The sequence below is a fragment of the Halorubrum tibetense genome (genome assembly GCF_055396225.1).
The window spans coordinates 2,771,094-2,794,194 of the sequence record NZ_AP043742.1 but is presented as its reverse complement, the minus strand read 5'-3'; the positions used below and the strand labels follow the sequence as shown (position 1 = coordinate 2,794,194).

Here is a 23,101-nt window from a genome sequence, read left to right as displayed (position 1 = left end):
ACAGCGTTCGTCCGACCCGAGTGGGGCCGTTCGGAGCACGGGCCTCACTCCAGGGTTTTGGCGATGAAGGTGAGCAGCGCCTCGGTCCGTTCGGTACCGCGGTAGGAGACGGTTCCGTGCACTCGATCGTACTCGATGAGGTTCGCTTCCGCCAGCTTCGGGAGATGTGTGTGGCGCAGCTCGATCGCGGCTCGGCGACGCTGGTCGCCCGAGTGGTCTCTAGATACATCCGAAAAGAACGACTCGGTGAGTCGCTCGACGGTGACGAGGTCCTCCTCGACGGCACGCAGCTCCTCGAGGATCGCTCGACGCTTCGGATCGGCGACGGCTCGAAGCAGCACTTCGGTCGACGTGGTACGGATATCGGTGTACATAACGGGTCCCTCCATGTTCGGACGGGTCTGTTCAACTCGAGAGCGTGGTTGTGTTATATCCCGGCTCCCTTCGATTGGTAGTGTTCAGATAAGCTGATTCCATGCGAAAGCGAACGATCTCAGCCACTCGTCAGCTGTTTCTGCTTCGGCGTTGCTGAAACAGTTTGAGAAACAGATAGTTCTGCGTTTTACCTCACGAAAGACACGTTCGACACTGTTCCGATTTCCATGTCGTTCGTATCTGAAATCGAGGTTATGTTTTTCACAGGCTCGGTGAAGCGGAACCGCGCCATCGACGAGAAAGATCGCGTCATCTACATCGTGTTTTTCGCGGAGTTCCGCGAAAAACTGATCTGCGATCACGTTCGTTCTTGTTGGTTCAAGCTTTGTATGTAACAGATCATTTGAGTCAGGATCGACGGCGGCATACAGCCAATATTGTTCATCGTCAAGTTGAATCACAGTCTCATCAACCGCAACGTGATTCGGACTTCGACCAGATTTCGGCTGTAGATCAGCCTTATGAACCCAATTATGAACGGTAGATCGAACCCGATCAACACCGAATACCTCAAGAAACGAAACAGTATTCGAAAGCGATAATCCGGACAAATGGAGCTGAATACTGAGCTTCATCAACAGCTTCGGTGTTGCTTCTCGCTCCACAAAGTCTAAGTTTATCTCGTCTAAACAGCCGCTGAGGCGGTCGTTTTCGGGCATAGATCACTTTGAAAACGCACCGCCTCACCTTTCAATCCTTATCTGAACACCGCCGGTCTGGAAGGCGCTCGGCCGTCCCGACTACATCGTCAAGACCGGACTGCTCCGGATCGCCTGTCTCGCCGTGCTGATCTGGCCGGCCACCGCAGCGTGGGGGTTCGAGGGAACCGCGCTGGTGGTCGTCGCCGTGTACGCGTTTCCGATGCTGCCGCTCGACGTGTACCTCTCGGCTCGACTGGTCGAAGCGCGGTCCAGACAGTTCTACACCGAGTACGCGTATCCGTTCGTCGCCGCCGCGGTCATGTTCGGCACCCTGTGGTACGTGTCGTCCGCGACGGACCTGTCCCCGCTCGTCGAGTTCCTCGTGTTGGTCCCCACGGGTGCACTGGTGTACGTCGTCGTCGCGTTCCTCATCGAACGTCGATTCGACTGGGGGATCGAGCGTAACTTGCGGATGATCCACGACGGCATCAGGGGCTGACCCCGTCCGACCACCGACTCGGTAGGACCTCGGCAGCGCAGTACGGGGAATCGACACGCGAGTACGGCGTGAGCGCTCTCGGCCTTGAGTCGGCAACCGCCACGCTTTATTAATCAGCCCGAGTACCGGCGACATGGACCAGTTGCGGCAGTCGCTCCTCGACGCCCCGATCATCGAGAAAGGCGAGTACCAGTACTTCGTTCACCCGATAAGCGACGGCGTCCCGATGCTCGAACCGGAGCTGCTCCGGGAGATCGTCATCCGGATCATCCGGAAGGCCGAACTGGAGAACGTCGACAAGATCGTCACCCCCGCGGCGATGGGGATCCACATCTCGACCGCGCTGTCGCTGATGACCGACATCCCACTGGTCGTCATCCGCAAGCGCCAGTACGGGCTCGACGGCGAGGTCCCGTTGTTCCAGGAGACCGGCTACTCGGAGTCGGAGATGTACATCAACGACGTCGAGGAGGGAGACCGGGTGCTCGTGCTGGACGACGTGCTCTCGACCGGCGGCACGATGAAGGCCATTCTCGACGCGCTCACGAACGAGGTCGGCGCGGAGGTCGTCGACGTGGTCGCCGTCATCAAGAAGGCGGGCGACAACGAGCTCGACGACACCGACTACAACGTGAAGACGCTGATCAACGTGACCGTCGAGGACGGCGAGGTCGTGGTCGTGGACGCCCACGGAGACGGATAGGTCGCCGTCGCTCACGGCCGACCTCGCGCGGTGCCGTCGCCGGCGCTTTGCACCGGTTGCCCGAGGGACAAGCGGTCCCTCGCTGCTCACGGTCGCCTTCGGCGACCGCTCGCGGGCACGCGCAGACCCGCACCGTAGCCATCGGGTATAAACCCCGCGCCCACCCTCGTCGATGCCGGGCGCGCACCCCTTTTGAGTCGCGGTCGCCAACGTCGGGTACCCATGAGCAGCGCACTGTTCGTCGTGAGCGAGGAGGGGTACTGGGCCGAAGAGTGTATCGAGCCGTTGACGACGCTCGAATCGTCCGGCGTCGACGTGACGGTCGCGACCCCGTCCGGCTCGCCGCCGGTCGTCGACGAGGCATCGCTCGATCCGGAGGCCGCGGGCGGCGAGGAACGCGCCGCGGAGCTCCGCGACGTCGACGAGACGCATCCCGGACTCAACGACCCGAAGCCGATCGCGACGGTCGAGGCCGACGGCTACGACGCCGTCGTCTTCCCCGGCGGACACGGAACCGTCTGGGACGTGAACCAGGATCGGCACGCGCGCCAGCTCCTGCTCGACGCGGTCGCGGGCGAGAACGGCGTCGCGCTCGTCGTCTGTCACGCGGTCGGTATCCTCGCGTTCACCCGTGAGGCCGACGGGACGCCGCTCGTCGAGGGTCGCTCCGTGACCGGCTTCCCGAACGCGTGGGAGGACGAGGTCGTCGACGATAACGACGTGATGCCGGACGGTCGAAAGCTCCCGTACTGGGTGGAAGACGAGGTGACCCTCGCCGGTGCCGACTGGGACGCCGAGCTCGACGGCGACACCAGCGTTACCGTCGACGGCGATCTCATCACTGCCCGCGGACCGGAGTCGTCCGCCGACGCGGCAGCGACGCTACTGGACGCGTTGTAGGGTAGGCATTGGGAGCCACCCGCTCACCGGATCACGAACGCCGGCTCGTCGACCCGCTCGTGTTTACACTCGGGACAGCGCGACGGTTCGTTGACCGGGTCGTCGAACCCGTCGAAGCCGCAGTCCCGGCAGACGGGCGGGGAGACGAGGAACTCCTCCTCGCCGTCGACGGACCGGGAGACGTGTTCGAGGTGGTCGTATACGGTCGGCGTCGGTAGCGCGAGGTCCACCGCGATCTCGCTCGCGGTCGCCGGCGACTCCCGGAGGGACTCGGCGATACGCTGACGGGTGGTCGATTCCATGCGGCGGGGTAGTCGCGAGCGGATAAAACTCCGACGGCGTTTCCCGGGGTTGACACGAGCACAAGAAGTATGTCACCGGCGCGTGACCGTGGATGCATGAAAGCCGTTGTACTCGCAGGGGGGTATGCGACGCGAATGTGGCCTATCACCCGCAATCGACCCAAGATGTTTCTCCCGGTCGGAGAACGGACCGTTATCGACGAGATCTTCGCCGACTTGGAAGACGACGACCGCGTCGACGAGGTGTTCGTCTCGACGAACGAGCGGTTCGCCGACACCTTCGCCGACTACATCGCCGAGAGCCCGTTCGAGAAGCCCACGCTTTCCGTCGAAGAGACCGTCGAGGAGGACGAGAAGTTCGGCGTCGTCGGCGCGCTCGCCCAGCTCGTCGAGCGCGAGGGCGTCGACGACGACCTGATCGTCGTCGCCGGCGACAACATGATCAGCTTCGATCTCGCCGAGTTCGCCGACTTCTTCGAGAACAAAGGGACGCCGACGCTCGCCGCGTACGACGTCGGCTCCAAGGAGCGCGCGCAGTCGTACGGCCTCGTGCGTCTCGACGGCGACCAGGTGGTCGACTTCCAGGAGAAGCCGGACGAGCCGGAGAGCACGCTCGTCTCGATCGCGTGTTACGCGTTCCCGGCCGAGACGCTTCCGGACCTCGCGACGTACCTCGAAGACGGCGAGAACCCGGACGAGCCGGGATGGTTTATCCAGTGGCTTCAGTCCCGCCAGCCGGTCCACGCGTTCACCTTCGACGGCGCGTGGTTCGACATCGGAACCGCGGAGAGCTACCTCGACGCCGTCGAGTACGCGCTCGACGGAGGGTCGCTCGTCGAAGACGGTGCGACCGTCGAGGACACCGAGGTCGGTGACGTGGTCCACGTGATGGACGGCGCGACGGTGACCGGCTCGTCGCTCGATCGCTCCGTCGTGTTCCCGAACGCGACGATCACCGACTGTACGGTTCGCAACTCCGTGGTGGACGAGCACGCCACCATCGAGGACCTCGACCTGTCGGGCGCGCTGATCGGTGGCTATACCTCGATCACGACCGACGACGGGTTCTGACCGCACCGTCACTGGGGGGCTCGGTTCCGCACGTCGTCGGCCACGCGTGAGCTCATCCGGAGGCTGGCTCCCCGTACGACGGTGAACTCCATGTCCGGGCGCTTCGTGCCGGGACTCAGGAGCGCTCCGTGGGTACGACCGGTTCGTCGTCAGCGGCGTCGGCCATCCCGGTGGCGGTCGCGTGCGTGTGGTGGAAGCAGTCGAGCGCCGGGTCGCCGTCGTCGCTCCGGGCCGGATAGAAACACACCCGTCGGTAACGCTCGTTATCGAGTAGGTTGACGACGAACCCGTCGGCGTGGCGCGACACCGACTCGTAGTCGTCGCCACAAGCGGGACAGCGATCGGGGCTGTTCTGGGGAACGTACATCGTCCTCGGGGCGTCCACACGTCCGATACGATTCCGAAAGCGAAAAGCGTTCGGCGGGGCCGTCGTCTTCCCCTACCGTGTCAGTCGTCCCCGTCGGTCGGACCGGTGTCGGCCGGCGACTCGTTCTCGTCCGTCGGTTCGTCATCGTTCGGAGCCGGAGGCTCCGTGTCGATGTCGCTCGGCTTCGCGTTGCCGTCCTCCCGACGCTCCGTCGACGGGTCGGCTCCGTTCTCCTCGATCACTGCCGCCGTGAGGTCGCTCCGGCCACGCTCGTCGTCACTTCGGGGCGAGTCGTCCTCTGGAGGTCGGCCCCCATCGTCTTCTTTGGCCCCGTCCGTGTCGTCCGTCGCGTCGTCGTCTCGGGGTTCCGGTTCGGCCGGTTTGAACCCGGCGGAGCCGAATCCGTCCGTCACGTCGTGGCCAGTCTCGGTGAGCCGCTCTCGGACGACGTCGCGATCGACGGTTCCGGAGACGGTCCGAGGGAGCTCGTCGGTGTACGCGATCGTTCGTGGGAGCTTGAATCCGGCGAGACGGTCGCGTGCGAACGACATCAGCGTCTCGTCGAGAGCGTCGTCCGGACCGCCGAGATCGGTTTCCTCGACCGCGACGAGCGCAGCGACCCGTTCCCCCCACACGTCGTCTTCGAGGCCGACGACGGCGACGTCCGCCACGGCGGAATGTGACCGGAGCACGTCGGCGACCTCCCCGGGTTCGACGTTCTCGCCGCCGGAGATGATCCGATCGTCGAGCCGGTTAAACACGTAAAGGTAGCCGTCCTCGTCGAGCCGACCGACGTCCCCCGTATGGAGCCCGTGTGGACCGAACGACTCGTCGGGATCGGTGCCGATGTAGCCGGGCGTGATCGTCGGCCCATCCACGACGATCTCGCCGGTTTCGCCGGCGTCGACGGGCGTCCCGTCCTCGTCGACCACGGTCACGTCGGTGCCGAAGAGCGGACGACCGACGGTCCCGACCCGTCCTTTCGTCGCTCGTGGCGTCGCCGTGGCGACCTGTGAGGCGGCCTCGGTCATCCCATAGGTCGGGTGGACGGGGATCGAGTAGTCGCGGCAGCGCTCGATCAGCTCGTCGGGGGCGGGCGCGCCGCCGAGCAGCACCACCCGCAACGAGTCCGAGAGCGTCCCGCGCCGGTCGAGCATCTGGGTGAGCATCGTCGGGACGAGCGAGACGCCGGTCACGTCGTACCGGTCGATGTCGTCGGCGGTACCACCCGGGTCGAACCCCTCACGGAGGACGAGCGTCGTGCCGTAGAGCGCGGAGCGATACACCGGCGCGAGCCCGCCCATATGGTGGAGCGCGAGCGAGACGAGCCACCGGTCGTCGGGGTCGACGCCGAGCCGGAACGCGGACGCGACCGCGGAGGCGTACACGTTTCCTGCCGTCAGCGGCACCGGTTTCGGGTCACCGGTCGTCCCCGAGGTAAAGAGGATACACAGCCGGTCGTCGAACGACCACTCGGGCGGATCGACCGGTTCGGGCTCGACGTCGTGGACGGCGGTGACGGCGTCGGCGTCGGGGTCGTCGACCGAGAACACCGGCACACCGTCGACGGCGCTCAGCGCGTCGTCCTCGGTCGACTCAGCGCAGACGATCGCGGCGAGGTCCGTGCGGTCGACCCGCTCGCCCAGCTCGCGGGAGGTGAGCCGGTCGCCGAGCGGGACGAACGTCGCCCCGATGCGCATCGTCGCGTGGATCAGACCGACCGTGCCGACGTACGGCGGGGTGAGCACGCCGATCCGGTCCCCGGCCTCGATACCGTGTGCGCGAAGTCGACCGGCGGTCTCGGCGACGAGCCGATCGAGGTCCTCGTAGCTCCACGCCTCGCCGTCTTCCGCACGAACCAGCGCGACGTCGTCCGGCGAGGAGACGACGCGATGGGAGAGCCAGTCCCGCATGCTCACACCCCCTGGTGGCGTGGTGCCGATCCCGCCGGTAAGCGTAAGTCACTCATCCGTCGACTGTCGGACGGTAAGGACGGGGACGTCGGCGGTCCGAACGACGCGTTCGGTCACGCTTCCGAGCAGGTAGCGATCCAGGCCTTTGCGGCCGTGAGTTCCCATCACGACCATATCGATCCCGTGTTCGTCGACGTACTCGCGGATGGAACGGTACGCGGTTCCCGTCGTCACGGTCGTCGTCGACTCGACGCCGGCGTCGGTCGCCGCGTCTGCCACGCGTCGTGTCGCCGTCTCTCCCTCCGACTGAAGCGCCTCGACGACGATTTCGGAGCCGGCTTCGAGGGTGGAGTACGCAGCACCGTCGACGACGTACAGCGCGTGTAGCCGAGCGCCGTACTGTGCCGCGATGTCGATCGCGTGTTCGATCGCGGCGTCCGACGCCGGGCTCCCGTCCGTCGGCACGAGTATCTCGTCGTACATATCGATCGGCGATACGCCCGGACCGGATTAAAAACCCGATCCCACCGGTCCGATCGGGCAGCATGCCGCGTCACCGAGTGCGATTCGCTCGTCTTCCGGGTCACCGGAAGCCCATCGCTTCGATCTGTTCCTGATACCGGTTGCGGATGGTGACTTCCGTCACCTGTGCGACGTCGGCGACCTCACGCTGGGTCTTCTTCTCGTTACACAACAGCGACGCGGCGTAGATGGCGGCCGCGGCGAACCCCGTCGGGGACTTTCCCGAGAGCAGGCCCTGTTCGGCGGAGACATCGATGATCTCCGTCGCTTTCGACTGTACTTCCTCGGAGAGCTGGAGGGAGGAGGCGAAGCGGGGGACGAACTGTTTCGGGTCGACCGGTTTGAGCTCCAGGCCGAGCTCCTGGGAGATGTAGCGATACGTGCGCCCGATCTCCTTCTGGGGGACTCGCGACACCTCCGCGACCTCGTCGAGCGAGCGGGGGATCCCCTCCTGTCGGCAGGCGGCATAGAGGGCGGCGGTAGAGACGCCCTCGATCGAGCGGCCGCGGATCAGGTCCTCGTTCAGCGCGCGGCGGTAGATGACGGAGGCGACCTCCCGTACCGAGCGCGGGACGCCGAGCGCACTCGCCATCCGGTCGATCTCCGAGAGCGCGAACTGGAGGTTGCGCTCGCCCGCGTCCTTCGTCCGGATCCGTTCCTGCCATTTCCGCAGTCGGTGCATCTGCGAGCGTTTCTCCGAGGAGAGCGACCGCCCGTACGCGTCCTTGTCTTTCCAGTCGATCGTCGTCGTCAACCCCTTGTCGTGCATCGTCTCCGTGATGGGCGCGCCGACACGGGACTTCGACTGGCGCTCCGAATGGTTGAACGCCCGCCACTCCGGACCGCGGTCGATCGTGCGCTCGTCCAACACAAGTCCACAGTCCTCACAGACGAGCTCCTGATCGGCGTCGGTGACGATCTCGGTCGAATCACACTCCGGGCAGGTGACCGCGTCCTCGTCCGATTCTCGCTCGGTATTCCGCTCCTGTTGACGCTGCCTGCTCGGACGTTCCATTATAAGGTTTCTGGTCATTGTCGTATTTAAGTCTTGTTCACAAATAATACACCAAGTCCGCAGAAACACGTTCGACTCGCACCGACTAGATCGCCGTATTCGGGTTTTATCGGCCGTTTCAAGCGGGTTCTGGCGGTGGCAATCTGGGTCGAAACGGGGGAGTTCGAACCGACCCGAGCACGCCGTCATCACCGGGTGTCAATCCGGTCGCCGCCGCCGACGGCTGCCCATCAAATATTACTATGAAACATTTACAAAGCCTTTTGTATAACCCAAGACTATGGCAGGTATGAGCACGACGGAGTCACCGAGTATCGACGCGGCGCTCGACGGCTGTCGGCCAGCGGAGATCGAACCCGTCGTCATCGACGCGGACGACCTCGAAAGCACCGCCCCCGGGCACCTCCGGGATCTCAAGACCGAGCTCTCCGCTCGTGGGTACCACCCGGCGACGCTGGCCGTCGACGCGTGTTTCGGCGAGGACTGCGCGCTCGCGGCACAGGAAGAAGCGGACCGCCTCCGAGAGTTCGTCCGTGCGGCCGCGTTCCTCGGCGCCGGTCGGCTGGAAGTCACTGTCGGCGACGTCGCCGACCCGGAAACGGTCGAACCGACCCTCGCCGCGCTCGCCGAACGGGCACGACGCGAGGGCGTCGAGCTGGTCCGAACCGACACCGCCGCCTGAGGCGATGGCAACGAAACGGTCGCTCGCGACCAAGCTCGGCGTCGTCGCCGGTTTCGAGGATCCACAGGTCGCGCTCGAACAGTACCCGACACCGCCGGATCTCGCGGCACACGTCGTTCACCTCGCCGACCTCCATGGCGACGTCGACGGTCGCACAGTCCTCGATCTCGGCGCAGGCACGGGGATGTTCGCGCTCGCGGCCGCGCTCCGCGGCCCTGCCCGCGTCGTCGGGGTCGAGCTCGACCGCGACGCGTTGACGACGGCGCGCGCGAACGAGCGACGCGTCGCCGCGAGTGCGCCCGTTCACTGGGTCCAGGCGGACGCGACGCGGGCACCGGTCCGGTTCCCGGACCCGGTTACCGTCGTGATGAACCCGCCGTTCGGCGCCCAGGACGGGAACCGGAACGCCGACCGCGCGTTCCTCGCGACCGCGAGCGAGGTCGCGGCGGTCTCCTACTCCGTTCACAACGCCGGAAGCCGAGGGTTCGTCGAGTCGTTCGCCGCCGACAACGATGGCGAGGTGACTCACGCGTTCGCCGCGGAGTTCCCGGTCGACGCCCAGTTCGACCACCACGAGGACGCCTCCCGCGACCTCGACGTCGAGGTGTATCGGATCGAGTGGGGTGGATAGCGGGGCGTGGGTCCGTCTGCCGAGTTCTTCCCTATTCTTCAGCCCCACTACTGCCTCACTGTCGACCCTCGTACCGCTCCTGCGTCGCCACTCGGACACGGGAATCACCGCGCTCGGCGTACAGTCGCCGGTCCTCGCGGACGAAGTCGATCCCCTGGAGCGTCACGGCCCCCTCGGCCGACGGGAACGGGGCTGTCTCCGTCGCCCCATCGTGCGTGACGCGCAGCTCGAACCCGCCCTCGACGGCGGCGACGGTGACGTTCCGCCCGTCGAGCCGCGGTTCCGCGTCGGCCGGGTCGCCGACGAACAGGGTCGACCGATCGCCGTCGTACACGCCGTCGACCCGGTAGGTCGGGCCGCCGCCGCTGGCGACCCAGCCGGTCCGCTGGACCCACACAGTCTCCCGCCAGCCGGTACCGCCGACGTCGACGGCGCGGTATCCCCAGAACGCGAGGTTCCCCCGCGAGACTGCCGTCGTCCAGATCTCCCTGTCGGGGTTCGAGACGATCACCCCCGAAGTCCGCACGGACGTGGTGCGGCCGAACGCCTCGACGTCGATCACGCTCACCATCCGGTCCTCAACGTCCTCGGCGTACGTCACCTCGTACCCCTCGACCTCGATCGGATCGCCCGGGGTCTCGCCCTCATCGACCGTGACGAGGTTGGGAACCACCCCGGGACCGGCGACGGCGGCGAGCGCCGCCACGAGCAGGAGCAAGCCGATCGCCGCGGGCGTCGCCGACGCGACGCTCGCCCGGATCGTGTCGGGGTCGGGGACGGCGGCCTGCGGGCGAAGCGGCTCCTCGCGACCCGCGACCGCGACGGCGACGACCAGCGCGAGGAGGAGAAGCAGCGCGAAGCCGACCGCGCGGTACAGCTCGTACTGGTCGTTGCCGAGGTACCAGTACACCGCCCAGAGCCGCCGGGAGGCACCGAACAACAGGACCGCACCGAACGCGACGATCCCGGCGACGACGGGAGCGTTCCGGTCGCCCGCGCGTCGCCGTCGTCGCACGAGCCAGACCGCCACGAGGATCCCGGCTATCAGCCCCAGCGCGTGGCCCTGAACGGCGATGTTCGCCCAGCTCGGCGCGCCGTAAGAGGCGCTCGCTTCCGCGAACTCGACGGGGCTCCGGATCGTCGAATAGAGGACGCTCACCAGCGTCGACCCCGTCAGCGCGGCGATCGTACCGACCGGGTAATGAACGAGCGCGAACCCCCACAGCGCGAACACGACTCCCGAAAACCCGATAACCGGCCCGAGCGCGAACAGCGAGGAGACGAACCCGAACGTCAGGATCGCGCCGGGGACGACGAGAAACGCCCTGACGTACGGGTTGTTCCGAAGCGACCGGAACGTCGTCGCGCCGCGCGCTCGCGGGTAGTGGCCGTACGCGTACTCGGCGAGGGTGCCGGCGACGAGCGTCGACAGCAAGTTCCCGGTGATGTGACTTCGGCTCGAATGGGCGAACCCGGACCAGAGGACGCCTTCGGGGTAGAAGTACGACCACGCGCGGAACGGGATCACGACCGGCCGGTTCGGGTTCGTGATCCCGTCCTGCACGAAGAGATAGACACCGATCACGGACGCGATCGCGACGAGCGTCCCCCACGGGATACCGAACACGAACCGCGAGCGGAGCCGCCGCCCCCACGCGCCTGACGGCCGGTCGAGCGTATATATTACGACGAGCGCGACGATGGCGACGGCGGCGACGAGCGCGAGGTGAGCGGTGTCGGACGACAGCGCCTCGACAACCATGCCCGATCAGGAGGAGCCCCGACATATCAATTCGCGGGTCGGCGAGCGGGAGAGGTCCGGTCGGCGAGCGGGAGAGGTCCGGTCAGTGGACGGTGTATGGCCAGCGGGCGGGGGAGCAGTACGCGAGACAGAGGGACCGGATCAGATCTTGTTCTCGGCGTCGTCCGCGAGCTCCTTCATCCGTTTGCCGACGCGGCCGGCGGGGGAGAACTCGTCCTCGCTCATCGCGTTCGCGAGCGCGTTCCCGAGCACGAACACCGCGTGTTTGTGTTCGCTCTTCGATTTGTGGACGTGTGAGGGGTCGACATCAAGCTCGTCGTAGGGTTCGAACAGCGCGTCGTCGACGGTTTCCTGACCGCGGAAGTGCTCCATGATCGTAACCATCTGTTCGTGCAGCTCGAGTAGCTCGTCTTTGTGCATGGCAACAGATACGGGTGCTAGACGGTTTAAACGTTGTTGAGGGTGGTACGCACGGGAGCACGACGGGAACCTGCTGCCGGGGTGCCGCGGCGTGCTCGGGTTGGCGGCCCGGTCACGCTGGGGGTGGCGGTTCAGTCCTGTCATCTCACGCCCGCGCGCGTGCGCCGTCTTTATAAGCCGGCACCCATTAGACTCGGTAAGTTCTATGTCAGAGCAGAACGAATACGGAGCGGGCCAAATCCAGGTCCTCGAGGGTCTGCAGGCCGTCCGCAAGCGTCCGGCGATGTACATCGGATCGACGGACGGACGCGGGCTCCACCATCTCGTCTACGAGGTCGTCGACAACGCCATCGACGAGGCGCTCGCCGGGTACTGTTCGGAGATCGACGTCACGGTGCACGACGACGCCTCCGTAAGCGTTCGTGACGACGGCCGTGGGATCCCCGTCGACACCCACGAGAAGTACGACCGCCCGGCGCTGGAGGTCATCATGACCGTCCTCCACGCCGGCGGGAAGTTCGACTCCAAGTCGTATCAGGTCTCCGGCGGCCTCCACGGCGTCGGCGTGAGCGTCGTCAACGCGCTCTCCGAGCGACTGGAGGTCGAAGTGAAACGCGACGGCGGCGTCTTCCGGCACCGCTTCGAGCGGGGCGAGCCCGCCCCTGACGGGTTCGAGCGCGTTCGCGACATGGAGTCCGGCGAGTCGACCGGCACGCATATCCGCTTTTGGCCGGACGACGAGGTGTTCGAGACGACGGACTTCGAGTTCTCGACGCTGTCTAACCGGCTGCGCGAGCTCGCGTTCCTCAACTCCGGCGTCGAGATCACCCTCGCGGACGACCGGAGCGACGAGGCGGAGACGTTCCGCTACGACGGCGGGATTCGTGAGTTCGTCGGCTATCTCAACGAGACGCGCACCCCGATCCACGAGGAGGTCATCTACTTCGAGGGCGAGGACGACGGCGTCCACGTCGAGGTAGCGATGCAGGCGACGGAGGAGCTCCAGGGCTCCGTCCACGCGTTCGCGAACAACATCAACACCCGCGAGGGCGGGACACATCTCACCGGGTTCAAAACGGCGCTCACCCGCGTCGTCAACGACTACGCCAACGAGCACGGGTTGATCGACGACCTCGACGCGAACCTCAAGGGCGAGGACGTCCGCGAAGGGCTCACGGCGGTCATCTCCGTCAAACACCCCGACCCGCAGTTCGAGGGGCAGACGAAGACGAAGCTCGGTAACAGCGAGGTCCGCGGCGTCGTCGAGTCGGCGACCCACGAACGGCTTGGCACGTTCTTCGAGGAGAACCCCGACACCGCCAGGAAAGTCGTCCACAAGGCCGCGGAGGCCGCACGGGCGCGAAAGGCCGCCAAGAAAGCGGAGGAGCTCACCCGCCGGAAGTCAGCGCTGGAGTCGACGGCGCTGCCCGGCAAGCTCGCCGACTGCCAGACCCGCGACCCCACGGAGGCGGAACTGTTCGTCGTCGAGGGCGACTCGGCGGGCGGCTCAGCGAAGCAGGGCCGCAACCGCGAGAACCAGGCGATCCTCCCGCTCAAAGGGAAGATCCTCAACGTCGAGAAACACCGACTCGACCGCATCCTGGAGAACGACGAGATCCGCGCGCTGATCACGGCTATCGGCGCGGGCATCGGCGAGGAATTCGATATCGACGACGTCCGGTACAACAAGATCATCCTGCTCGTGGACGCCGACGTCGACGGGGCACACATCCGGACGCTCCTGTTGACGCTTCTGTATCGGCATATGAAACCCCTGATCGAGGCCGGGTACGTGTACGCCGCCCAGCCGCCGCTGTACCGGATCCGGAAGGGGTCGGAGACGTACGACGCGATGACCGAAGCCGAACGCGACCGCATCATCGAGGAGGAATGCGGCGGCGAGCCCGACCAGACCCAGCGGTTCAAAGGGCTCGGCGAGATGAACCCTGACCAGCTGTGGAACACGACGATGGACCCCGAAAACCGCATTCTCAAGCAGATCACGATCGACGACGCGGCGGCCGCCGACCGCATGTTCAACGTGTTGATGGGCGACGCCGTCGAGCCGCGTAAACAGTTCATCAAGGAGCACGCGACCGAAGCGGAGTGGGTGGACATATGAGCTCGGACGTCCCCGGCCCGGACCCGGACGAGCTCCCGGCCGCGCGAGTCGAGACCGCCCGTATCGAGGACGAGATGGAGCAGTCGTACATCGACTACGCGATGTCCGTGATCGCGGGCCGCGCGCTCCCCGACGTGCGTGACGGGCTCAAACCGGTCCATCGGCGGATCCTCTACGCGATGAACGAGGCGGGCGTCACCGCACGGTCAGCCCACCGGAAGTCCTCGTCCGTCGTCGGCGAGACGATGGGTGACTATCACCCCCACGGCGACAGCGCGATCTACGACACGTTGGCGCGGATGGCCCAGGACTTCTCGATGCGCTACCCGCTCGTCGACGGCCAAGGCAACTTCGGCTCGGTCGACGGCGACCCACCGGCCGCGATGCGGTACACCGAGGCGCGAATGGCACCGATCGCGGAGGAGCTGTTGGCGGACATCGAGCGCGACACCGTCGATTTCAGCGCCAACTACGACGACCGCCTCATGGAGCCGGACGTGTTACCGGCGGCGTTCCCGAACCTGCTCGTAAACGGTTCCTCCGGGATCGCCGTCGGAATGAGCACGAACATCCCGCCGCACAACCTCGGCGAGGTGATAGACGCCACCGTCGAGCTGATCGGAAGTCCCGACTGTACGGTCGAGGACCTGATGGAGCACGTCAAGGGGCCCGACTTCCCGACCGGCGCGAACATCGTCGGCCGGAACGCGGTCCACAAGGCGTACAAGACGGGTCGCGGGCGGGTTCGCGTTCGTGCCGAGTTCGAAGTCGACGAGGAGGCTGGCCGGATCGTGATCACGGAGCTCCCCTTCCAGCAGAACAAGTCACGGCTCGTCGAGCGCATCGCCGACGACGTCAACGAGGGAGCGATCGAGGGGATCCGCGACCTGCGGGACGAGTCCGACCGGGACGGGATCCGGATCGTCGTCGAACTCAAACGCGACGCCATGGCCGAGGTCGTCAAAAACCAGCTGTTGGAGAGCCACCTCGAGCGCACCTTCGGCGTCATCAACCTCGCCTTGGTCGACGGCGCGCCGCAGGTGCTCGACCTCAAGGAGACGCTCGAACACTACGTCGAGCACCGTCGGGACGTGGTCCGGCGACGCTCGCGACACGAGCTGGACGAGAAGGAGGACCGCGCACACATCCTCGAAGGGCGGCTGAAGGCGCTCGAACACGTCGACAGCGTCGTCGAGACGATACAGGACTCGGCGGACCGCGACGCCGCGAAGGCGGCGCTCGAAGCCGACTTCGAGTTCTCGGAGGCCCAGGCCGAACACATCGTTCGGATGCAGCTCGGCTCGCTCACGTCGCTGGAGACCCAGGAGATCGAGTCGGAGTACGACGACGTCACCGCGCGCATCGAGCGGCTGGAGACGATCCTCGGCGACCCCGACGAGCTCGACGAGGTCATAATCGACGAGCTCGAGGCCGTGAAAGCGGAGTACGCCGACGAGCGCCGGACCCGCTTCATCGAGGACACGGGGACGGTCACCCACGAGGACCTCATCCCGGAAGAGGAGTGTGTCGTCGTCATGAGCGAGGACGACTACATCAAGCGGATGTCGCTTTCCACCTTCCGCGCGCAGAACCGCGGCGGCAAGGGGATCATCGGGACGGAGCTCAAGGAGGGTGACCGGGTCTCATCCGTGTTCGCCGCGAACTCCCACGACTACCTCCTCGTGTTCACGAACCACGGCCAGATCTACCAGCTGAAGACGTACGAGATCCCGGAGATGTCCCGGACTGCCCGCGGGAAGTCGGCCGTCAACCTGCTCGATATGGACGACGGCGAGGAGATCGAGGCGGTGGTGAACACCGACGACCTCGCGGACGACGAGTACCTCACGATGGTCACCCGCGACGGCTACATCAAGCGGACGGCCGTCGACGCGTTCGAGAACATCCGGTCGACGGGGATCCGGGCGATCCGGCTGGAGGACGGTGACGAGCTCGTCGACGTCGAGGTGACGGACGGCGGGACCCACATCGTCATCGGGAGCCGCGATGGGATGGCGATCCGGTTCGACGAGGAAGAGGTGCGGCCGATGGGGCGGACCGCCCGGGGAGTGATCGGAATCGACCTGCGCGAGGGCGACGCGGTCGCGGGGGTCGCCGCGATCGACGCGGATCGGCACGACTGGGTGCTGACCGTCACCGAGAACGGCTACGGGAAGCGGTCCGACCTCGACGAGTATCGCCCGCAGTCGCGGAACGGGATGGGACTCGTCGACATCAAGACCGGCGATCGGAACGGGTCAGTCGTCGCCATCGAAGCGGTCACCTACGGCGACCACCTGTTGGCGATGAGCGACGGCGGCCAGATCATGCGCACCCGGGTCGAGGAGATCTCCACGGTGAGCCGCAACACGATGGGCGTCATCGTGATGGACCTCGACCCGGACGACCGGGTTGCGTCCGTCGACATCGTTCCAGAGGGCGCATACGGGAGCGATGACGGATCCGATACGAACACGGACGGAACCGACGCGGACGGAGCCGACGCCGACACGGAGTGAGCCGGTCGCACTCGGTCTCGACGCCGCAGAGCGATCGGGCGACTCCGGCGGAGGGTATTGGGCCGAAACGCTCAGCAAAATTACTTATGGTCCCCGCGAAAACGGCCGGACGAGATGGACGAGTACGAGGGGATAGACGAGATCGTACACGAGCCGAGCGAGTCGTTCGCGGCGTCGACAAACGTCGCGGCGTTCATGCGGGAGTACGGGATCGACGACTACGAGTCGTTGATCGAGCGGACGACGACCGAACTGGACGGGGAGCCGGCGTCCGGCGTCGACTGGTTCTGGGACGAGATCGTCGACTACCTCGATATCGAGTTTTACACCGAGTACGAGACGGTTCGCGACGACACCGACGGTCCGCAGTTCTCGGAGTGGTATCCGGGCGGCGAGATCAACGTCGCACACAACGTCGTCGACCGACACGCAACCGTCGACTCCCCCAACCGGAACCGCGTCGCGCTGATCTGGGAGGGCGAGCCGGGCGACGTCCGCGAGGTCACGTTCCACGAGCTGTGCCGTGAGTCGAACCGGATCGCCAACTACCTCGACTCGGTCGGCGTCGGGACGGGCGACACCGTCGCGCTGTACATGCCGATGGTCCCCGAGGTCGTCTCGATCCTCTACGGCTGTCTGAAGGTGGGAGCGATCGCCGTGCCGATCTTCTCCGGGTTCGGCACGGAGGCGACGGCGACGCGGATCGCCGACGCGGAGCCGACGGTGCTGTTCACCGGTGACGGGTTCTATCGCCGGGGGAGCGAGGTCCGGCTGAAGCACACAGCCGACGAGGCGATCGATGAGGCCGGTCACGTCGAGCACACGGTGGTGTACGACCGCCTGGGGGCGACGCCGGCGAACGGCGGCGGATCCGCGGGTACCGAACACACGGATCCCGTCGAGTGGAACGACGAACGGGACATCACCTGGGCCACAGCCGTCGGATCACGGTCCGCCGCATACGACACGAAGCGACTCCCGTCGAACCAGGAGTCGATGCTCCTCTACTCCTCCGGGACGACGGGAACGCCGAAGGGAATCGTCCACACGCACGCCGGCGTGCTCACACAGTGTGCCAAGGAGATCCACTTCGGGTTCGACCAGCGGCCCGCGGACCGGTTCTTCTGGGTCTCGGACATCGGGTGGATGATGGGGCCGTGGACGCTGATCGGGAACCACGCGTTCGGCGGGACCGTCGTGATGTACGAGGGCGCGCCGGACCACCCGGAGCCCGACCGGTTCTGGGAGCTGATCGATCGACACGGCGTCACGCAGTTCGGTATCTCGCCGACCGCGATCCGCGCGCTCCGCAAGCACGGGGACCAGTGGGTCAAGGGACACGACCTGTCGAGTCTCAGGGTCCTCGGATCGACCGGCGAGCCGTGGGACCCCGAGTCGTGGCGCTGGTTTTACGACGCGATCGGCGGCGGCGAGTGCCCGATCGTCAACATCTCCGGCGGGACCGAGATCTGCGGCTGCTTCCTGATGCCGATGCCGAACCAGCCGCTGAAACCGTGTACGCTCGGCGGCCCCGGGCTCGGCATGGACATCGACATCGTCAACGAGGCGGGCGAGTCGATCGTCGAGAGCGGGGAGCGCGGCTACCTCGTCGCCCGCGACTCCTGCCCGTCGATGACGAAGAGCCTCTGGTCGGGCGACGAACGGTACCTCGAGGAGTACTGGTCGACGTGGCCAGACGTGTGGGACCACGGCGATTTCGCCCAGCGGGACGCAGACGGGTTCTGGTTCCTTCACGGCCGGGCCGACGACGCGCTCAACGTCGCCGGCCGGAAGGTCGGCCCTGCGGAGATCGAAGGCGTCCTCATCGATCACGACGCGGTCAACCAGGCGGCCGCCGTCGGCGTCCCTGACGACACGACGGGGACCGCGGTCGTCGCGTACGTCGTCTTGGAACCCGGTATCGAACCGAGCGACGCGCTTCGCGAGGAGCTCCGGCGGCTGGTCGGCGAGGAGCACGGGAAGCCGTTCCGTCCCCGCGAGCTGCTGTTCGTCGACGCGTTCCCGAAGACGCAGTCGGGGAAGATCATCCGTCGCGCGATCGAGTCCGTGTACAGGGGCGAGGATCCCGGTGACCTCTCCTCGATGGAGAACCCCGAGGCGCTAGAGGGGCTTCAGCACCCGGAGTGAGGTCTGGGAGCGGGAAGTCAGCAGTCGTAGCCGCGGGTGACGGACCCCGCGAATCGATCAGTTCGACGCCGTCGATCCGGGGATCGCGGCGACGAGCGAGTCGTACTCCGGCTCTTGGCCCGGGTTGTCCGCGAGCCATCGATACGTCACCGTTCCCTCCGCGTCGATCACGAAGACCGCGCGGCGCGCGACGACGTCGACACCGTACCGTTCGAAGTCGGAGACGACGTCGTACGCCTCGACCGCGCGGTGATCGGGGTCCGCCACGAGCGGGAACGGCAGGTCGTACTCCTCACGGTACGCCCGAAGGGCGTGCGGGAGATCCGTGCTCACGCCGAACACGGTGGTGTCCGGACCGAACCGCTCGATCCCGTCACGGAGCGCGCGCATCTCGTCGGTGCAGGTCCCCGAGAACGCGGCGGGGAAGAACGCGAGAACGACTGGCCCCTCGCCGAGGTGTTCCGACAGTCGGAACGGGGCCAGCTCGTCGGTTACGAGCGAAGCGGTGAAATCCGGTGTGTCATCGTCGATATCTACCATACGACTCGATCGTTTCGGACGCGTATATATCGGGCGGGCTGTCGGTCCGCCCGAGCACCGGGACGGACACCCCTCGAAGGCAAAAAGACTATAATCGCAACAAGGTTACGGACGGGTAGAGATGGTAGACGTGACCCCCCTGATAGGCGGCATCCCTGTGGGCCCGGAGCTCCTCATCATCCTGCTCGTGTTGGTCCTGTTGTTCGGCGCGAACAAGATCCCGAAACTCGCCCGATCGACCGGACAGGCGATGGGCGAGTTCAAGAAGGGCCGCGAGGAGGTCGAGGACGAACTGAAGAACATGCAGGACGACGATGACGACGAGGAAGTTTCGGCCGACTCGACGATCGACGAAGAAGAAGAGCTCGAAACCGAAAAGGAATCGAGCGCGTAACGCGCCGACTCGTTCGACCGGGCCCCGCAACCCCCTTTCTCTCTCGTTTCGGGCACGTGGCCTAGCGGATAGGGCGAGAGGTTCCTAACCTCTCGATCGCGGGTTCGAATCCCGCCGTGCCCGCTTTGCTTCGCCCGCGAGCACGGCTACCCCCGCCCGAACCGCTCGCGGGCACCCCGCCGTGCCCGCTATCGTCGAACGAAGCGAGGAGAAGCGCCCCAACCGGCGTAGCCAGCGGTCACAGCGGCCGATCGGGCTCGCCGAGACCGATCTCACCGCCGCGCCCAGTCGAGCATCCGCTCGTAGAACGGATCCGACCCCAGCGCCTCGGCGTCGCCGACGAGCGTGAGCTGCTTTTTCGCGCGTGTGAGCGCGACGTTCACTCGGCGGTGGTCCTCGAATATCGGGCCGTCGAGATCGCCTGTCGCAACGAACGAGACGACGATGATCGCCTTCGAGGAGCCCTGAAACCGGTCGACCGTGTCGACGGTGACGTCCGTCCGTCTCGCGATCTCCGCCACCTGTGCGCGGAACGGGGCGATCACGCCGATGTCGTCCGGATCGACGCCCGCGGCGAGGTACTCGTCGACGACGGCGGACACGCGCTCCGCTTCGCGGACGTTGCGGTTACCGTCGCGTTCGCCGTCCGGATCGATGAAGGAGACGCCGCCACGGAGCGCGGCGGGGAGGTCCGCAGGGTCGATCCCGAGGTCCGCGAGCGTCTGTCCGGCGACCTCTGGGGTCGCGGGGCGGAGCGCGCCGTCGTAAAACGCCGCGGAGGCGAACGCCTGGATCCGCTGACTCATGCGGTACTGCCGGTCGAGCATGACGCTCGCATCCGGGTGTTCCTCGATGAGTCGCTCGAACAGGGAGGTCCGGAGCTCGTTCTCCGCGCGCACGACCGGCGGGAGCTGCTCGTGATCACCGACCAAGACGAACCGGTCCGCAAGCGTGATCGCGGCGTGCGTGCTCGGCTCCGTGAGCTGGGAGGCCTCGTCGACGACGGCGACGTCGAACTCGCACTCGCGCAGCACGCGGGAGCCGCAGGCGGCGGTCGTGGCCGCGACGACCGGGGCGTTCCGCAGCTCCGCCGCCTTCTCGTTCGGGTCGCCGCGCTGGACCAGCCGCACGTCGCGCATGTCGTCGCGAACGCCGGTCTCGGTGCCGACACGGAGGACCTCGTTGAACCCCTGATCGCGGAGCGCTTCGAGCGCGTTGTCGACCGCCCGGTTAGTGAACGCCGACAGCAACACCCGGTTTCCGTCGGCGACGAGCGCGCGGATCGCCCGCGCGATCGTGTACGTCTTGCCGGTCCCCGGCGGGCCGTGGATCAGCGCGCAGTCCTCGGCGTCGACGGCGAGGGACACCGCGTCGTTCTGGGCGTCGTTGTTGTCGATGTACGGCCCGCGGTCGGCTGGTGGGTCGGCGAACGCGGGGTCGCGCCGGCCGAACACCACGTCTTTCCGACGGTCGTCACCTTTCAGGACCGCGTCGTGGAGGGCGGTGAGCATCCGGTCGACGGAGATCTCGGAGGGGTACACGTCGAGCCGCCGGAGCTCGACCGGCTCGTCCGTCTCGACGACGACCGTCTCGTCGAGCTCGCGGATGCGGCCGAGCTCGGCGTGGCCGGAGACGGGGTCGCCGTCGCTCGCGAGCGCCACGTCGCCCTCGCGGAGCTTGGAGACCGCGTCGTCGGTGCGACGGGCAGTGAGCCGCCAGCGGTTCTCGGCGATCTCCGTTCGGCCGATCGGTTCGAGGTCGATCAGCGCGCGGTCGTCGGCCGCGCGTTCCGCGGGCGTCTGCTCCCACAGCTTCCGGTACTCGGCGTGGGTTTCCCGGCGCTCCTCCTCGATAGCCGTGTAGAACCGGTCGAAGTAGTCGCGCTCGTCCGCGGGGACTGGCTCGCCGACCTGGCCGGCCTTCGACTCCTGATTCAGGCGGCCGGAGACCACCATACAGGTGTCCTGTTCGAAACAGTAGCTACAGTTCGCGTCCGCCTCGTAGCCGGTGGGGACGGTCGGGCGCTCGCCGGCGTCGTTGAGCGCGCGCCACTCCATCGCGGCGAGCTCGTTGCGGGTGCGGACGACGAACTGCAGGAGGCCGTTCCCGACCGGGAACTCCTTCGCGGGCGCGAGGTCACCGGTCTCCTCGTTCCGGTCGAGGGCGGTGTTTTTCGTGTACAACAGCGTCCCGATGTCGGGGTCGACGCCACGCTCCTCGAGCATGAGCGCGTAACAGGCCGCCTGGATCTTGTCCTGAAACCGGGGCTCCCGGTTCGTGTTCTTGCCCGTCTTGAGCTCGACGGGGGTTCCGCGGCGGAGCGCGTCCGCGCGCCCTTTTAAGCCGAACGTCGGCGAGATCAGGGTGAACTCCGACCGCCAGGTGTCGCCGTCGGTCAGCGTCCCCTGCGCGAGCCATCCCTCGATCGCGGCCGCGTTCCGTCGGACCTCGTCGGCGACTTCGTCGGCCTCGTAGCCGAGGAGTCCGAGTTCGAGTCCGGCCTCGTCGACGCGGTCCGCCACGGAGTCCTCGAGGTCCATCCCGCGGAGCAGATCGCCGAACACCTCGTGGACGATCGTCCCCTTGACGACCGGGTAGTTCAGCGGAATTCCCGAGAGCTTATTTAAGTAATACATCCGAGGACACTGGACCCACGAGCGGATCCCCGTCACGTCCACGAGGAAATCGGGTTCGAGAACGACCCACGAGTCGCCGGTGGTCGCGTACCCCGTCTCGCCACCGTAGTCGTCCGTCTCCGCGTCGGTCACCAGCAGCTCCATCCCCGGTTCGGCGTGATCGGCGGTCTCGGCCCAGTCGCCCCACAGCGTCACGTCGACGGGGTCGGCCGCGCCGCGCTCTGGCCGGATCCGGAGCTCGCGGAGCTCCCGGTCGCCGTACGACGTCGACACCGTCCGCGCCTCTCCGACGGAGAGGATCGGCCCCCGAACGTTCACGACCGTTCTCCTCGGCGACCGCGAAAAACGCTGTCGGTGCCGGTGGAGTCGGGAGCGAGCCGGTCCGCTTCCGATCGCACCCGCCTGTTTCCATATTCCGACGCCACGGGTTCGCAGTCTCCTTATATACGGAGCCGTCAGTACGGGTATGAGCGATTCGCTGTACGAACGGTACGGACGACAGGTGATCGGCGGGATCATCCTCGCGCTGGCGACGCTGTCCATCGTGAGCGGTTACTTTCGAATCGGACAGGAGGGGCTCGCCGCGGTGGGCGAGGTCGCGGTCAGTCTCTACATCGCCGGCGTCGTCCTCTGGGGACTCCTTGATGAGGGGTTCGACACGTTCCGGTTCAGGGTCGCGCTGTACGTCGGAATGGTGCTGTGGGGGGTCTCAGACTTCGTCGCCGGCACCGACTCGGTGGTGTCGATGATCGTGTTGGCCGTCGGGTCGGTGCTCCTGACCCGCGCGGTGTACGGGTACGTCCAGACGCGACGGAAACCGGTGTACGAGCGACGGTAGCGGATCGGTTTCTCTGCCGACCACCCGGCGAAACGGTTTTG

22 protein-coding genes and 1 tRNA gene are annotated in these 23,101 nt (G+C 66.4%); 12 read left to right on the top strand and 11 right to left on the bottom strand.

Annotated features, from left to right (window positions below; translation table 11 throughout):
- Positions 1-44 precede the first annotated feature (44 nt).
- Both ACZ5TV_RS13830 and ACZ5TV_RS13825 read right to left on the bottom strand, forming a co-directional pair.
- Positions 45-374: a DUF7344 domain-containing protein gene (locus ACZ5TV_RS13830; protein WP_379781574.1), complete on the bottom strand. Its 330-nt coding sequence runs from the start codon at positions 372-374 to the stop codon at positions 45-47.
- An 84-nt stretch (positions 375-458) separates the two neighbouring features.
- Positions 459-1,094 carry an IS6 family transposase gene (locus tag ACZ5TV_RS13825; protein ID WP_379781572.1) on the bottom strand — a complete coding sequence of 212 codons (636 nt, stop codon included), beginning with the start codon at positions 1,092-1,094 and terminating at the stop codon, positions 459-461.
- Between the two features lie 124 nt (positions 1,095-1,218).
- Here ACZ5TV_RS13825 and ACZ5TV_RS13820 point away from each other — a divergent pair, with 124 nt between their 5' ends.
- The 3 genes from ACZ5TV_RS13820 (at position 1,219) to ACZ5TV_RS13810 (ending at position 3,178) form a co-directional block, all read left to right on the top strand.
- On the top strand, positions 1,219-1,575 hold the full coding sequence (locus ACZ5TV_RS13820; RefSeq protein ID WP_464383919.1) for a hypothetical protein: 357 nt from the start codon (positions 1,219-1,221) through the stop codon (positions 1,573-1,575).
- A gap of 133 nt (positions 1,576-1,708) precedes the next feature.
- Positions 1,709-2,278 carry a hypoxanthine/guanine phosphoribosyltransferase gene (gene hpt / locus ACZ5TV_RS13815; RefSeq protein ID WP_379781569.1) on the top strand — a complete coding sequence of 190 codons (570 nt, stop codon included), beginning with the start codon at positions 1,709-1,711 and terminating at the stop codon, positions 2,276-2,278.
- A 222-nt stretch (positions 2,279-2,500) separates the two neighbouring features.
- Positions 2,501-3,178, top strand: a complete 678-nt coding sequence (locus ACZ5TV_RS13810; RefSeq protein WP_464383918.1) for a type 1 glutamine amidotransferase domain-containing protein — start codon at positions 2,501-2,503, stop codon at positions 3,176-3,178.
- A gap of 23 nt (positions 3,179-3,201) precedes the next feature.
- On the opposite strand, the gene ACZ5TV_RS13805 is transcribed toward ACZ5TV_RS13810, so the two are convergent.
- Positions 3,202-3,480, bottom strand: a complete 279-nt coding sequence (locus ACZ5TV_RS13805; protein ID WP_379781519.1) for a transcriptional regulator — start codon at positions 3,478-3,480, stop codon at positions 3,202-3,204.
- Positions 3,481-3,576: 96 nt separating this feature from the next.
- Between ACZ5TV_RS13805 and ACZ5TV_RS13800 the strand changes: the two genes are divergently transcribed.
- Complete coding sequence (locus tag ACZ5TV_RS13800) at positions 3,577-4,551, top strand: sugar phosphate nucleotidyltransferase (protein WP_379781517.1); 975 nt, start codon at positions 3,577-3,579, stop codon at positions 4,549-4,551.
- A 115-nt stretch (positions 4,552-4,666) separates the two neighbouring features.
- Here ACZ5TV_RS13800 and ACZ5TV_RS13795 read toward each other — a convergent pair whose 3' ends face one another.
- The 4 genes from ACZ5TV_RS13795 to ACZ5TV_RS13780 all read right to left on the bottom strand — a co-directional run bounded on the left by ACZ5TV_RS13795 (position 4,667) and on the right by ACZ5TV_RS13780 (position 8,368).
- Entirely contained in the window at positions 4,667-4,918 is a 252-nt protein-coding gene (locus ACZ5TV_RS13795; protein WP_379781523.1) for a hypothetical protein, read from the bottom strand.
- Positions 4,919-4,998: 80 nt separating this feature from the next.
- Complete coding sequence (gene menE / locus ACZ5TV_RS13790) at positions 4,999-6,831, bottom strand: o-succinylbenzoate--CoA ligase (RefSeq protein WP_379781515.1); 1,833 nt, start codon at positions 6,829-6,831, stop codon at positions 4,999-5,001.
- Between the two features lie 48 nt (positions 6,832-6,879).
- A complete protein-coding gene (locus ACZ5TV_RS13785; RefSeq protein WP_379781513.1) occupies positions 6,880-7,314 on the bottom strand; it encodes a universal stress protein in 435 nt (144 codons plus the stop codon).
- A gap of 100 nt (positions 7,315-7,414) precedes the next feature.
- Positions 7,415-8,368 carry a transcription initiation factor IIB gene (locus ACZ5TV_RS13780; protein WP_379781511.1) on the bottom strand — a complete coding sequence of 318 codons (954 nt, stop codon included), beginning with the start codon at positions 8,366-8,368 and terminating at the stop codon, positions 7,415-7,417.
- Positions 8,369-8,657: 289 nt separating this feature from the next.
- Between ACZ5TV_RS13780 and ACZ5TV_RS13775 the strand changes: the two genes are divergently transcribed.
- Both ACZ5TV_RS13775 and ACZ5TV_RS13770 read left to right on the top strand, forming a co-directional pair.
- Positions 8,658-9,050, top strand: coding sequence for a DUF7961 family protein (locus tag ACZ5TV_RS13775; RefSeq protein ID WP_379781509.1), 393 nt, complete (start codon positions 8,658-8,660; stop codon positions 9,048-9,050).
- Between the two features lie 4 nt (positions 9,051-9,054).
- Positions 9,055-9,681, top strand: coding sequence for an METTL5 family protein (locus ACZ5TV_RS13770; RefSeq protein WP_464383917.1), 627 nt, complete (start codon positions 9,055-9,057; stop codon positions 9,679-9,681).
- A gap of 55 nt (positions 9,682-9,736) precedes the next feature.
- Here the strand turns inward: ACZ5TV_RS13770 and ACZ5TV_RS13765 are convergent, their stop codons facing one another.
- The gene (locus ACZ5TV_RS13765; protein WP_464383916.1) at positions 9,737-11,443 is read right to left on the bottom strand and encodes a rhomboid family intramembrane serine protease; all 1,707 of its coding nucleotides are present in this window, start codon (positions 11,441-11,443) and stop codon (positions 9,737-9,739) included.
- Positions 11,444-11,584: 141 nt separating this feature from the next.
- Positions 11,585-11,863: a UPF0058 family protein gene (locus ACZ5TV_RS13760; protein ID WP_379779960.1), complete on the bottom strand. Its 279-nt coding sequence runs from the start codon at positions 11,861-11,863 to the stop codon at positions 11,585-11,587.
- 205 nt (positions 11,864-12,068) lie between these two features.
- Here ACZ5TV_RS13760 and gyrB point away from each other — a divergent pair, with 205 nt between their 5' ends.
- The 3 genes from gyrB (at position 12,069) to ACZ5TV_RS13745 (ending at position 18,652) form a co-directional block, all read left to right on the top strand.
- Complete coding sequence (gyrB, locus tag ACZ5TV_RS13755; RefSeq protein ID WP_379779962.1) at positions 12,069-13,985, top strand: DNA topoisomerase (ATP-hydrolyzing) subunit B; 1,917 nt, start codon at positions 12,069-12,071, stop codon at positions 13,983-13,985.
- The gene (gene gyrA, locus ACZ5TV_RS13750; protein ID WP_379779964.1) at positions 13,982-16,504 is read left to right on the top strand and encodes a DNA gyrase subunit A; all 2,523 of its coding nucleotides are present in this window, start codon (positions 13,982-13,984) and stop codon (positions 16,502-16,504) included. The genes gyrB and gyrA overlap by 4 nt, the downstream gene beginning before the upstream one ends.
- A gap of 114 nt (positions 16,505-16,618) precedes the next feature.
- Entirely contained in the window at positions 16,619-18,652 is a 2,034-nt protein-coding gene (locus ACZ5TV_RS13745; RefSeq protein ID WP_379779966.1) for an AMP-binding protein, read from the top strand.
- A 57-nt stretch (positions 18,653-18,709) separates the two neighbouring features.
- On the opposite strand, the gene ACZ5TV_RS13740 is transcribed toward ACZ5TV_RS13745, so the two are convergent.
- Positions 18,710-19,192: a redoxin domain-containing protein gene (locus tag ACZ5TV_RS13740; protein WP_379779968.1), complete on the bottom strand. Its 483-nt coding sequence runs from the start codon at positions 19,190-19,192 to the stop codon at positions 18,710-18,712.
- 121 nt (positions 19,193-19,313) lie between these two features.
- Here ACZ5TV_RS13740 and ACZ5TV_RS13735 point away from each other — a divergent pair, with 121 nt between their 5' ends.
- On the top strand, positions 19,314-19,586 hold the full coding sequence (locus ACZ5TV_RS13735) for a Sec-independent protein translocase subunit TatA/TatB (protein WP_379779970.1): 273 nt from the start codon (positions 19,314-19,316) through the stop codon (positions 19,584-19,586).
- Positions 19,587-19,636: 50 nt separating this feature from the next.
- Positions 19,637-19,709 (top strand) — tRNA-Arg (locus ACZ5TV_RS13730).
- Positions 19,710-19,858: 149 nt separating this feature from the next.
- Here ACZ5TV_RS13730 and ACZ5TV_RS13725 read toward each other — a convergent pair.
- The gene (locus ACZ5TV_RS13725; RefSeq protein ID WP_464383915.1) at positions 19,859-22,540 is read right to left on the bottom strand and encodes an AAA domain-containing protein; all 2,682 of its coding nucleotides are present in this window, start codon (positions 22,538-22,540) and stop codon (positions 19,859-19,861) included.
- Between the two features lie 148 nt (positions 22,541-22,688).
- Between ACZ5TV_RS13725 and ACZ5TV_RS13720 the strand changes: the two genes are divergently transcribed.
- Entirely contained in the window at positions 22,689-23,060 is a 372-nt protein-coding gene (locus tag ACZ5TV_RS13720; RefSeq protein ID WP_379779974.1) for a hypothetical protein, read from the top strand.
- Positions 23,061-23,101 lie beyond the last annotated feature (41 nt).